This is a genomic window from Citrobacter sp. Cpo147, from assembly GCF_030332405.1.
In the GTDB taxonomy this organism is placed as follows: Bacteria; Pseudomonadota; Gammaproteobacteria; order Enterobacterales; family Enterobacteriaceae; genus Citrobacter; species Citrobacter portucalensis.
This window is the reverse complement of record NZ_JAOWHX010000035.1, coordinates 1-12,366: the sequence shown is the minus strand read 5'-3', so window position 1 is coordinate 12,366 and position 12,366 is coordinate 1. Positions and strand designations below refer to the sequence as shown.

Sequence of the window (12,366 nt, the reverse complement as noted above, 5' to 3'; positions counted from 1 at the left end):
CGAACCTGTTTCAGTTATGGAACTGAAAACACCGGTTGTACTCCCCCGGACATCACTAATTAAGAAATGGAGAGTTATCATGAAAAATATCGTATTAGCATCCTTGCTGGGCTTTGGCTTAATTTCTTCGGCCTGGGCCACTGAAACCGTGAATATCCATGAGCGGGTCAACAATGCACAGGCACCTGCTCACCAGATGCAGTCTGCTGCGGCTCCTGTCGGGATCCAGGGGACTGCACCTCGTATGGCCGGTATGGACCAGCATGAACAGGCCATTATTGCTCATGAAACCATGACGAACGGGTCGGCGGATGCGCACCAGAAAATGGTGGAAAGTCATCAGAGGATGATGGGAAGTCAGACCGTTTCCCCTACCGGGCCGTCGAAGTCATTAGCGGCAATGAATGAGCATGAAAGAGCTGCAGTTGCCCATGAATTTATGAATAACGGTCAGTCTGGCCCACATCAGGCCATGGCCGAAGCGCATCGTCGCATGCTCAGTGCAGGCTGACGGCGAGGGAAGTATCTGTGCTGTCCTTATTTCCTTGATAGATTTTTCCGTAACCGGATATATGGCAACATCTTTGCCCCCTACAGGGGGCATTTTTATCAGATTCTGCTACAGTTAACGGGCATCAACGCTAAAAGGATATTTTTTATGAAAGCCAGAAACACTTTATTTGCAGTATTAATGTTATCCCTGCCAGCGATTTCAGCAGAACATTCAGAAATGAAAATGACTGATATGTCTACCTCGGCTTCGTCACAGGAATATATGGCTGGCATGAAAGACATGCATGACAAAATGATGGCTGCCGTAAATGAGTCCGATCCCGACAAGGCTTTTGCGAAAGGCATGGTAGCGCACCATGAAGGGGCAATAGCAATGGCTGAGACCGAGCTCAAATACGGAAAAGATCCGAAAATGAGAAAGCTCGCGCAGGACATCATTAAAGCTCAAAAAGGTGAAATTGAGCAGATGAATAAATGGCTTGATAGTCAAAAGTAAACATTGTAGAAATGTCACGACAAGCGTGATTTTACATCGTTCCTGGGCGCGGGAGTCGGTTAATCTTTATATAATTCAAACCCGATTAATTTCGGGTTTTTACTACTCTGTACTCCGGTCCTTTGTTGAGGACCGGAATATATGCACCTGAGATGCTTATTTAATACATTATCTCGTCATGGATACAATGTCGCTCAGGATCTCAACCAGCTCGCTTCTCTCCTGCGTTCCGTCATGATAGGTTGATCTTGAGATGATTCTTTCTGATGTCATCTGAGGCCAGAATTTATCTAGTACATTATCGGGTTTCATTCCCACAGCCCGGCCGATTATTTTTTTAGCGTCACAGGTGTCCGTAAACGTGACGGCTACACCAGTAATTTCCTCGATAAGATCCGGGCACAGATAGTTTTCTATCTCACGTTTGCGCGTAGCGAAAAATACCTTACCGGCCTCCTCTACTTCTTTTTTACGCTTCTGGATGGACAGAACCTGTGCAGGGTCTCCCCCAATATCGGAGTCCAGAAATACGCACCAGGGAAGCCCCAGATCTTTGGCCAGATTCAATGTAACCCAGTGTTTGACGCTACCACACCCTCCTATGAGGACTGGCACTATTTTCACGTCCTCCAGAGAGGCTGGCAGCGCACCTGACTGTTTTAATGAACTGGCCGCATGCCTCAGGAAAGTAACATCCGACTTTCCCTCTACCAGAACAATCCCCTGCGCCCTTTCCATACCGGTCTCTGGCAGCACCCCCAGGCTTTCAGTGGCTTCCTTCAGCACTGCGTCATCCGGCATTTTTACTACGGGTTCACCCGCCTCATTTCGGGTAACATAACGTACGCCTTCGACAGGGATTAATCCGGCCAGCGCCGGGACATGGGTGGTGACGATAATCTGACGGTGCGGCTGGCCTGCCAGTGCCAGTAACGCTTTCATCAGCATCATCTGATAGTTCGGATGCTGTGACGTTTCAGGCTCCTCTATGGCATAAATCACATTTCTGGGCGTCCCCGCGACATTCTTTTCAGCCTCAGCCCGAAAAAAATTCAACAGGATAAGCCTCCTTATCCCGCTGCCGCGCTTATTGATGGGGATGCCATTTTCCCCGTCCAGGGTGAAATTGAAGGTCCACTTGGGTTTCTCCTTAAATCGTGGAGTCAGTTCACTGGCGAGTTCGGGGGCCATTTCACGTAATTTATCCAGCGTTCTCTGTGCGACATCCAGGACGCTGTCCTGAATCTCATTTTCCAGCGCTGTAATTTTGTCCTGCAGCGCAGCCTGAGCGTCTTTTACGGCCTGCTGTAAGGGGTTTTTAGCTTCGGAATCCCCGTCGCTGCTTTCCCTGTCGGCTTTGAAAATCGCATACGTGGGCAGCAAATCGAGGATCTTACCCCATAATGATTTTGTGTCGGTTCCGAACTCTTTATCGACATCCAGCATAATTTCCGAACAGGTATAGGGGGCTGCGGCTTCCCTGATGGCCTGACGCCATAACGATGCAGTGCGTTTATCCGCCACATTTTTTTCAACTTCTTTTCCCACCGCCTTGAGCTCAGAAATTTTCATGCCCAGTAAATTTCTCAGGGGCTCCTCATCCGGGTGGATGCAGCGGATGCAGGTCTGCTCCGGTTTTCCTGAGGTCGTTGCTTTAAACGTTTTGACGATTTCAAAATTGCCGTCCTCATTCAGCAGATGTTCTGAGGCGAGCGTGGTCTGCACCCTGTCGTCGATCATGATAAAATCGGGCAGGTCATCAAATTCACAGGCTATTTCAAAACGGCCGTCCCCTTCTCTTAGGCTGAAACAGTTCATGTCATTCTTGTCAGCCTTCATTCCTTCTGTTTCAAAAAAAATAGCCAGCGCTTCCAGAAGCGTTGATTTCCCAAAGTCATTACGACCGACAATACCCGTCATGCTTTCATCAATAATGATTTCAGTAGAGTTTCTGTAGCCTCTGAAGTTTTTCAGTTTTAATTTTCTGAGCCGCATATGAAGTCCTGTGTGTAAGAAAGCGTTTTGCTGCAACCTGAATACAAAATATATTTTCAAATGCCTGCCAACAAGCAGGGATAACCGTTATTCAGAATATCTTAACGACATTTCGGGATTATGATCTGGTCGCGCTTTCAGAACTTTACTGCCCCTCAAAACACCGGAAACTAACTTGTGGTTGGTTACATGGCAAAGTTAAAACTCCAGAATCACGGGTAATGATTTCAATGCTTATTATATTTTTTGGAATTGACTCATGAGCTTTATAATTTAAATGATAATAATAACCATTCTTTTATGCGTAATATTTGCTACTGACACTGATGAATTTAAAAGAAGATAGATTTTCATTTACGGATTATTTCCTAAATTCATCAATAATGTGATCGACATAAAATTTTCACTGAAGAATGAAGAGATAATTTAAGGCCGAGCGAAATAGCTCAAAATGGTGTATTTAACATAACAGAAGAAATGAAAGGCTCTATCGCAACCTGATACTTCAGGCCGCTAAGGGGTTAATCTTGTTGAAGAAAAATTAGACCGGGAAGCGCCAGGCGTCACCATTTCTCCCGCCTGGCTGGAAGTGAAGAATAATTGTGCATAGCTCCGTATTCGGGCTTTGCATCTGACAATGGTTCCCTGGATGAAAGTACGATCTCCACTCCAAGGACGCTGAACACCCTAAACAAACGCTCAAAACCCGCACTTGCAGGGTTGGCCTCTAGTCGGGCATAAGTTTGCTGTGTTATACCCAAACGTTCAGAAACATCTTTTTGCGTCAGTCCATTGGCTTTGCGAAAGCCGATTAAAACAGGACGTAACTGATTCAAAGTCTTCAAAGCGTATTGAGTGTTCATAAGTGACCTTCCGTATCGACGGGTTAACAAGCATAACGCAGGGATTTACAGCATATAGGCTGTAATGCTCATTAACAGACTATAGGCTGTAATACGAATCTTGCCAAGATGCGGCATCTTTCAAATACAAGGCCGTATTGGGTAAGCAGTACACCGTTATATAGCACCCCTTGCCCCTTTGCTGGAGAGGGACCCACGTGATCGCAGGTCTTTTAGACGTTGTTGCTAACCGGCATCATACACAGGTGGTAACCCCCAGGGAAACTCTATGAGTGATAATTTATTCCTGCCCCAGTCAAAATATAAAACCTTATCTAACTAGCTTTCTTAGTATTTTATAAATGAAGTGAAATTAGCGAAGAAGTTTTACATTGTAAAGTGAGCAAAAATATTTACCATTCAACTGGCAAAATTTACAATCTGCAGCCCTTAGCCTGAGAAAATGCACATTAACAGAATAATCATCAAGTCCGATAGAGGCATAACTTACGTCCTCAAAAATATCAGAAATAAATGAGTTGAAATTACAAAAATTAACTTCACTTAACATCTTGAACACCGCAGAAATATATCTATCATGCATTATCTTGACTTCGATAACCTTAGATAAACTTGAATGCGACTTACATTTGAAGAGATCAAAGAGAAAGTAAATCAGCATATTTTTATTGTCCGAAATCCATTTTAAAATTTTATTACGTGCACATGGTAATATATACACTGGATTTTTGAAAGGGTTTGAAACGTCAACCACAAGGGAACAATAACCATGAGGATTTATTCCACTTATAATTAAGTCACTAAGTCCTTTCACTGCATTCAAATAGTTATCAAAACAAACCTCATATAAACTGGTACTATGAACTGCACATTTAGATTCAAACAACCATCTATGACGCAGATAACCAATACCTTTAGAGTGTATATCTTCAACAATACATTTGTGACAGTAACGAATGTTTGAGATGTTTACCAATGGATATGAATTAGTTATGTGAAAATTTTTCCGACAGGCATCTTCAACAGCGTTAAAATACCCGTAAACACCAGAAGATAACGACACTATATTGGAAGTTAGTATATAACCATTTCTAGTGGCAAGAATGTCATATATATCCTGCAAGCTATGCAATTTGTACATATCAATCAGTTCGAAACGAGGAAAGGCATCGTACCTTAGTGCGCCATGCTTTGATATTATGTTCCTGCAATTGGATAAGTTATACATTATCTGTGAACGCAGAAGAAAACTGTGCCACAATTCATTTTCGTAAACCATATAACTCCCTCTTATTTAATTAGTTCCATTTTTCTGAGAAGTATCATTGTCATTGGTAGTTTATCTCTGTATTTCAAAAGCCAGCCATGCCCTCCCAGTAAAGCATCTAGACTTGTAAGTGACATCGAGTACTGCCCCTGAGATAAAACATCATTTATTAATGATGATGAGATAATATCTCTCTCGCTCCAGTCTACTCTTTTATTTTTATAGCATCGTATTGTTTTAGGAAGACAGGAATTAAGCCAGTCACATTCATGTTTATTTAGCCAATAGAAACTTGCATAACAACTTTCTTTGACTAACTTTCGTGTTATAGAAACGGATTGATTATGTATAAATCTTAATATTTTCTGCTTATGACGCCGTCTTAAAGAATCTTTTTTACATTTTTTACGCCATGAGCATAAACCGTAACAAGATGAAATTACAGAGGATACAGCTCCTTCCGATAATGAGTTTTTCTCAGCTATGGATGCCAGACTAAACCCCCTTACAGCCATAGACTTGATAAGCAATTCAGTGAATATATTAATTTTTGTGTTTCGCTTAAACGCCCTCAGGTATTTTTTATAAATAAGTGTTTTAATGTAACATCTGCTGCGACTAAATTCCTTCCCAAGGTTGCTAACACTAGTATTATTTTCAACTATATGAAAACTGTATTTCTTATGACTTTTAAAGATTTCTTTCTTTTTATTAGTACGACTTCCTGCATACGTTGGCCAGCAAGTATTTAACAAACAATAACAAAGCAAAAGATGCTTTGTGGGATGCTGACAACATTTGTCTTTGAGTATAGGCTCCCAGTAATGATAATCAGTTAGGGATGTTGGTATAAGTCCCGATGAACCCTCCCCAAATAACTGGCACTTAGCATAAACATGTGCGTAGAATACATTTTTCTTTAAATTTCCATCCAATGATAATAAATTCAACTTTTTAAGTACATCCATGTAATTGGGGTGTGTAATATCTTTTCTTCTGATTATATTTAGGGACTCATAACAAAACTTAGCAAAATCGAAGTCTATCTCATTGCTAAGTTGTTCTGTATACGAAACAGGAGGCATCAGTCCAATACGTATGTGCGGTGAAGAAGGGACATGGATGCTTTCAAGCGCTACCGGATGCCGATGGCAGGTTGTAACCCCATGAAGCTGATGCGCCAGATGCCAATAAGTAACACCATAATGAAAAGTATCTTCACGAGCGCAAACCGGGCAAAACTTCAATAGTGTGCGCTGCCCTAGTGAAAAATTACTAAGGCGGCACAATCGATTAAGCCTGGCAGGGGTCGTGTTGAAATCCATAATTTCATTACGACTGATTGGTAGTGCCCAGGCAAAAAGAGGGAGTAAAGTCTGTTCATGCCAGAGCTGATCTGCACTTTCGGATGTATGAAGAGAAATAGCCTTTAATCCTGAATTGAGAATTGGATGGACGTTCATATCAGGTTTGTTGAAAATGATCGTTAACAGAGAAGATGGGGACATACCGTACACGGTAGTTGTCCGACAAAACCGGCTGAACAAGGATTCATCAGGCAAAACAGGCAACATTCTCATTTCCCACACCTCTCTTTGACCGTTACGAACTGTTACCTCATTACAATTTATTAAGTGGATCTATATTTATAAGCCCGCAACGCTGAAGAGCATCGTAGGTATTTTTCTTTTCAGCTGTTCTGTTGATAACAAGATCGTGGTCAAGAGACAGTATTTTCTCGTCGAAATTGCGCAAAACCTCGTCTATTTTTCCTACGAATTCCTTGTGCTGTGGCCTGTCTATATCCCCAGGGATCAAAGACTTTAGGGACTTCTCTGCCATGATTTTAGCCGAAGCATCACCCTCATTAGATGCAGAGAGCCATTTAGCTTCCTCATCTTCAGTCGCGGCCCCCGGGAGTGGAGTATCCTTATATTCCTCCGTATGACTCACGAGTACCGGTACAGAGGCCGACAAGACTGCGCCAGTGATGATTTCATTGCCGCTACCGATAACCTTTAATTGTGCCCCCCGATAAATCATCTGAGCCAATCCAATATTGCCTTTAGATAAAATGAATAATTTTTCGTTTAACTCATCATTTAATGGAGTTTCAACATTTGTCCATTGTAATGGCCATAAATAATGAATAAACGATTGCCAGTCTTGTGAATCGTATCTAACATTCTTAATTTTCATGTAACCACCAGACTCTGCCCGCCTGGCAATTCTCATTTTCTTTGTCAGCGTCTCGTCAAAAGGATGATTTCCACAAAAAACCATAGATACCCCCATGGAATCTACAATTTCATGTAAAAAATCAATCAACTTACTCTCACCCCCGGTTCTTGAAAATTTAAGCCTCTGCATTTCATCAATAACAAGGATACCCAAAAATGATGATTTAATTCTTTGTGCAATCTGGCGAGCCAGAGCACCATTTCTAATCTCAGGTGTAGTTCGTTCAATACCAATTGCATCATCTAATTTTTGTAAAATCTCTTCACAAAGGTCTCTCACACTTGAATTGTATGGACAATTAATCTTTACCCATACAATTTGCTTACTGAAGCCGGGAAAAACTCCTTTATAGCTGCTGTGTTCTATAATCTGAGGGAAATGATCCATGACTTGCTCAATCATGGTAGTTTTTCCAGAACCACTCATTCCAACTATCGTAATAGTTTCAGCCTGGGATTTAAAATATCCACTTTCTGGCTCAATATCAGGACGCTCATTTCCATAGTAATGAAGATATTGAATTGTTCCGCTTTTTAAAGGATTACGAGCTGCATAGCTTTCCCTAAGTGCCCGTAAGATCATCTTATAAGCCTGGATAAGATTGGTTTGAGGGCAACGGAATTTCTTTATACGTTCGACATACTGCTCTCTAACATTCGCCGGGGCAGTCCAGCGGATTTTTTCGTCAATTTCGGGGAAATAACTCATTTCCAGAAGTACTTCATCTTCCGTAAGCGCTTCAGGAAGTGCTTCAATTAAGGGATTGCCACGATACTCAGGTAACTCCTGTTCTTTATATATCGCTGAAACGCGCCGTATAAGGTTCATTATTCTGCGTCCTCAGTCTTCTTCTTACCTTTTAACCATCTTTGTTTCTCCTCCCGGCCAGGCAAAAGCAGAACATTACTGGATGAAGGAAGTAGGGGTTCAGATCTTCCATTAGCAACATGAGTTCGCCCTAATGAATCAAGTTCATTTTTCCTGTTCTTTTTAATATCTTTACCATGTACCCGGCGAGATTCGTATATTTCATTTAATCTTTCGTTACCTTTCCTGTTAAATTCATCTTTATTATTGATATTGCTGAGCGAATCCAGAGTAAATAAATTAATTTCTTTTTGAGTATCTACCCAATCAGCCATTACATCTGTATCAAGATGAGCTTTCCCTTTAAATACATCTCTTTTCTTAAGTAGGTAATGTTTTTTGAAAATGCTATTTTTGTCAAATCTTACATATATATAATCTACGCAATTGTCATCTATTCTTGCTTCACAAGTGGTTCTTCCAAATACTCTGACACCTGATGCAATTTCAGGATCACATTCATAAAAAAGATTATTGTACTGAATCCCACCGGCGGTAATGTTAGCGTTCACAGGGATTAACAATCGTGCGATCACTTCGTCGGCCCCAACGGCTCTTGCGCTGAATCTCCCGTGCTTTAAGCTTATCATCCAACTATTTTTTGGTGATATTACGAGATCATTTTCAATCAGTAAGGGATTGATATAAGCCAGTTCCTCATACGTTCTCTGATTATGTGCAAGTATCTCCCGAATCAGTAAAGACGTGACCTCCTGAATCGTTAAACAAGCCCTGGATTGCGGTGTTGGCTCTCCTTTAACAATCTTTCCCCTTCGTGTTGTTCCAATAAGCCTATGAATAACCTCATCATTCAGAATGCCGAAACAGCGTTCAACAATGCTTTTTCTGTCGCCTCTACCGACTGGCGCAAACTCAAGTTTTGTCAGGGGGGTCATCTCTTCCTGAGGTTTAAGACCAATCATCTCCCCGTTGTCACACATCAATGTTAATGGAATGTGAGAACAAGGCCAATCATCATCAGTAATAGAGATTCCAAATAATCTACAATATTCTTTTTTTGGCATAAAGCAATTTGCTAACGCTTGTCGGGCGGCTCGCCATGAAGCATGGTATAAAGAAACATGAAGGCCAACAATCATTCTTGTTGCACGATCCACCACTGTATAAATAGTAGGACGCCCAATGACTTTTCGTCTGTTTAAACTCGAAATAAGATGTACATCAGCGACAGTTGAGTCTATTTCGAAAACATCACCCGGCAAAACAGTTGTATTAGCCACACTACCTAAAAGCGCCCGCATTTTGAGGTCTATTTCTTTTTTCGTGTTCTTCTTATTTATCGAGAAATCTTTAGTGAAGAGTTTTTTATTCCAGTATGAAAATTGTTTTAAAGAAGGAACATATGGAGCTCTATTTTCTAGGTTTGCTGTTTTAATTTCATCCCTAAAATACAAATCAATATGTCTCTCTAATGTTTTCTTTATCGTATCTCCGTTAACTTTATAATGATACGTAATGAGAGATTTTCTAATATTATTTATATCTCTTTCATTAAGAATGAAAACACGTGATCGTTCATTAGGTAATGCTCTGTTTTTTTTGGAATTCCCAAGTTTAATTTCATGTTTGATTCTACTTTTCCCAGCGGCGCCACAGTTCGAGAATGCGGGTAGCAATGCATAAATATCCTGCCCATGTCGCCAATACAACGCCAGAAGCGTTCTGATAGTATATTGTGATATTTTTTTATTTCTTGAGTAATCCATTAAAAGGTGCGACTTTTTATGTAATGCATAGTCGAACAGAAACATTCTGTCATCTACAAGATCTTTAATGATATTGTAATTTTCATCTCGCCTTCCTCTGTCTTTATCTGTTAATTCTTTCTCATCTACTAACATATATGAAGGATATATATAATCTTTACAAGTTATGCTATTTGATTCAATATAATATTTAAACATTGAAAATGAGAAAGGGATTGGCTTACCCGTTCTTTCTGATTTTATTTTAAACAAAATTAACAAATCGACCTTTCTGTCAAAATCCAAAACACGGTAAAGTCCCTCTGCAAGCAAATCAGTGCCTTGAGAGAGCCAGACTGAATTCCTAATAATATCCATTTGCGTTCAGTCCTATATAGTGGTCATTGGAAATTATCTTTATCAGACCGGTTTCGAGTATTGGATATGATAAATCAACATTTATCATTTTTAATCCAATCATTGCCTGCAATAACATCATCGCTTCTTGTGCATCTACCCTAAAGATTGATGAAATCATTGCACGTAGTCCTACTATGGGATAAACATCTGGTTTAAGCTTCCATAGGATTTTATCAAGAGGATATTTATCATAAAATTCAGAACCATCTCTTAATACAGAAGTAGCCCAGCAAATATTTTTACCGACGACGTTATTGAGTTCCGAGCCAACATAAATTTGAAACTCAACATCAATCAACTGCCAAAACATCCTCTCTATTTCAAGTTTTTGGGCTTCGCGTTCAGGTATGCTCTCGTTATGTTTTACTGCTATAGCTTTGTATCGAAGTCCGCCTTCAGGAGTTCTCAAGGTCAGTAAAAAATCGGTTGTCATAACATTCAGAACTTCGACAGGTACTCCTCTTACTCCCCTCACCATAGGATGTTGAAAATGTAGATGATTTGCTATTTGTTGGGTAAGCCGGAGAGGAAAGAGTGGGAATTGTTCCCGGATATCAATCACCGAGTCATTAAACTCAGCCAGATAGAAAAAGTTACTTTCGACAGAAGAAAGGAGATGATGGTTTCGAAACGTCTTAAGGCCAAAGACTATCGAACGGTTTCCACGGGATTTAACGTCCTGAGCTCTAAGCCAGGGCTGATAACTTTGGCCATAGCCCACTCCTATGCCGTCACCTAGCGCATTTTCATAATCCAAATAGGATTTGAGACGCCTACTGACCTGCTCCCCGTTGATTAGTACACCCCGATGTTAGTAATGTCTTCATAAGCCACATGAGGACATCCCCATGAAGAAGCGTTTTTCCGACGAACAGATCATCAGTATTCTCCGCGAAGCCGAAGCTGGGGTACCCGCCCGTGAACTCTGCCGCAAGCATGCCATTTCCGATGCCACGTTTTACACCTGGCGTAAGAAGTATGGCAGTATGGAGGTGCCTGAAGTTAAGCGCCTGAAGTCGCTTGAGGAAGAGAACGCCAGACTCAAGAAGCTGCTTGCCGAAGCCATGCTGGATAAAGAGGCGCTTCAGGTGGCTCTTGGGCGAAAGTACTGACGACAGACCAGAAGCGGGAAGCCGTGATGTTGATGTGTGATGCGACCGGTCTGTCGCAACGTCGTGCCTGCAGGCTTACAGGTTTATCCCTGTCGACCTGCCGCTATGAGGCTCACCGTCCGGCTGCTGATGCGCATTTATCAGGGCGCATCACTGAGCTGGCACTGGAGCGCAGGCGTTTTGGCTACCGTCGTATTTGGCAGTTGCTGCGCCGTGAAGGGCTTCATGTTAATCATAAGCGCGTGTACCGGCTTTATCACCTCAGTGGCCTGGGCGTAAAACGCAGAAGACGTCGTAAAGGGCTGGCAACAGAACGTCTGCCGCTGCTCCGTCCGGCGGCGCCCAATCTGACCTGGTCGATGGATTTCGTCATGGACGCACTTTCCACCGGTCGCAGGATCAAGTGTCTTACCTGCGTCGATGATTTCACAAAGGAATGCCTGACGGTCACTGTTGCCTTTGGGATTTCAGGCGTTCAGGTCACGCGTATTCTGGACAGCATTGCACTGTTTCGAGGCTATCCGGCGACGATAAGAACTGACCAGGGGCCGGAGTTCACTTGCCGTGCACTGGATCAATGGGCCTTTGAGCATGGTGTTGAGTTGCGCTTAATCCAGCCGGGCAAGCCAACGCAGAACGGATATATTGAGAGCTTTAACGGACGATTTCGCGATGAATGTTTGAATGAGCACTGGTTCAGCGATATCGTTCATGCCAGGAAAATTATTAATGACTGGCGGCAGGATTATAACGAATGCCGCCCGCACTCCACGCTGAATTATCAGACACCGTCTGAATTTGCAGCGGGCTGGAGAAAGGGTCATTCTGAGAATGAAGATTCCGACGTTACTAACTGAGTGTTGTATCTAATCGTGGGGGCAGGTCA

At 42.0% G+C, this 12,366-nt stretch carries 10 protein-coding genes; 3 read left to right on the top strand and 7 right to left on the bottom strand.

Going from position 1 to position 12,366, the window contains the following annotated elements; all coding sequences use genetic code 11:
* Positions 1-79 precede the first annotated feature (79 nt).
* Together silE and copM are read left to right on the top strand one after the other, a co-directional pair.
* On the top strand, positions 80-511 hold the full coding sequence (gene silE / locus OGY06_RS16735) for a silver-binding protein SilE (protein ID WP_000790485.1): 432 nt from the start codon (positions 80-82) through the stop codon (positions 509-511).
* A 147-nt stretch (positions 512-658) separates the two neighbouring features.
* Complete coding sequence (gene copM, locus OGY06_RS16730) at positions 659-1,009, top strand: CopM family metallochaperone (protein ID WP_000647571.1); 351 nt, start codon at positions 659-661, stop codon at positions 1,007-1,009.
* Between the two features lie 168 nt (positions 1,010-1,177).
* Here copM and OGY06_RS16725 read toward each other — a convergent pair whose 3' ends face one another.
* From OGY06_RS16725 to OGY06_RS16695, 7 genes are all read right to left on the bottom strand, one after another.
* Positions 1,178-3,004, bottom strand: coding sequence for an AAA family ATPase (locus OGY06_RS16725; RefSeq protein WP_001239419.1), 1,827 nt, complete (start codon positions 3,002-3,004; stop codon positions 1,178-1,180).
* A gap of 563 nt (positions 3,005-3,567) precedes the next feature.
* Positions 3,568-3,867: a helix-turn-helix domain-containing protein gene (locus tag OGY06_RS16720; RefSeq protein WP_001097216.1), complete on the bottom strand. Its 300-nt coding sequence runs from the start codon at positions 3,865-3,867 to the stop codon at positions 3,568-3,570.
* Positions 3,868-4,219: 352 nt separating this feature from the next.
* Positions 4,220-5,146, bottom strand: a complete 927-nt coding sequence (locus OGY06_RS16715; protein WP_000262423.1) for a hypothetical protein — start codon at positions 5,144-5,146, stop codon at positions 4,220-4,222.
* An 11-nt stretch (positions 5,147-5,157) separates the two neighbouring features.
* On the bottom strand, positions 5,158-6,714 hold the full coding sequence (locus OGY06_RS16710) for a TnsD family Tn7-like transposition protein (RefSeq protein ID WP_001324699.1): 1,557 nt from the start codon (positions 6,712-6,714) through the stop codon (positions 5,158-5,160).
* A gap of 40 nt (positions 6,715-6,754) precedes the next feature.
* Positions 6,755-8,203, bottom strand: coding sequence for an ATP-binding protein (locus OGY06_RS16705; RefSeq protein WP_001049180.1), 1,449 nt, complete (start codon positions 8,201-8,203; stop codon positions 6,755-6,757).
* Complete coding sequence (locus OGY06_RS16700; protein ID WP_000351437.1) at positions 8,203-10,326, bottom strand: TnsB C-terminal domain-containing protein; 2,124 nt, start codon at positions 10,324-10,326, stop codon at positions 8,203-8,205. Before OGY06_RS16700 ends, OGY06_RS16705 begins: the two co-directional genes overlap by 1 nt.
* The gene (locus tag OGY06_RS16695; RefSeq protein WP_286605800.1) at positions 10,313-11,164 is read right to left on the bottom strand and encodes a TnsA endonuclease N-terminal domain-containing protein; all 852 of its coding nucleotides are present in this window, start codon (positions 11,162-11,164) and stop codon (positions 10,313-10,315) included. Before OGY06_RS16695 ends, OGY06_RS16700 begins: the two co-directional genes overlap by 14 nt.
* Positions 11,165-11,216: 52 nt before the next feature.
* On the opposite strand from OGY06_RS16695, the gene OGY06_RS16690 reads away from it, so the two are divergent.
* Positions 11,217-12,337, top strand: a protein-coding gene (locus OGY06_RS16690; RefSeq protein WP_103015411.1) for an IS3-like element ISSen4 family transposase whose coding sequence is annotated in 2 segments (ribosomal slippage) — positions 11,217-11,475 and positions 11,475-12,337 — 1,122 coding nt in all. Because the reading frame shifts where the segments join, the coding sequence is not laid out codon by codon here.
* Positions 12,338-12,366: the final 29 nt, after the last annotated feature.

Bases quoted from the DNA above. Each gene is read 5' to 3' on its own strand.
- silE (WP_000790485.1), top strand. From the start codon at position 80: ATGAAAAATATCGTATTAGCATCCTTGCTGGGCTTTGGCTTAATTTCT.
- copM (WP_000647571.1), top strand. From the start codon at position 659: ATGAAAGCCAGAAACACTTTATTTGCAGTATTAATGTTATCCCTGCCA.
- OGY06_RS16725 (WP_001239419.1), bottom strand. From the start codon at position 3,004: ATGCGGCTCAGAAAATTAAAACTGAAAAACTTCAGAGGCTACAGAAAC.
- OGY06_RS16720 (WP_001097216.1), bottom strand. From the start codon at position 3,867: ATGAACACTCAATACGCTTTGAAGACTTTGAATCAGTTACGTCCTGTT.
- OGY06_RS16715 (WP_000262423.1), bottom strand. From the start codon at position 5,146: ATGGTTTACGAAAATGAATTGTGGCACAGTTTTCTTCTGCGTTCACAG.
- OGY06_RS16710 (WP_001324699.1), bottom strand. From the start codon at position 6,714: ATGAGAATGTTGCCTGTTTTGCCTGATGAATCCTTGTTCAGCCGGTTT.
- OGY06_RS16705 (WP_001049180.1), bottom strand. From the start codon at position 8,203: ATGAACCTTATACGGCGCGTTTCAGCGATATATAAAGAACAGGAGTTA.
- OGY06_RS16700 (WP_000351437.1), bottom strand. From the start codon at position 10,326: ATGGATATTATTAGGAATTCAGTCTGGCTCTCTCAAGGCACTGATTTG.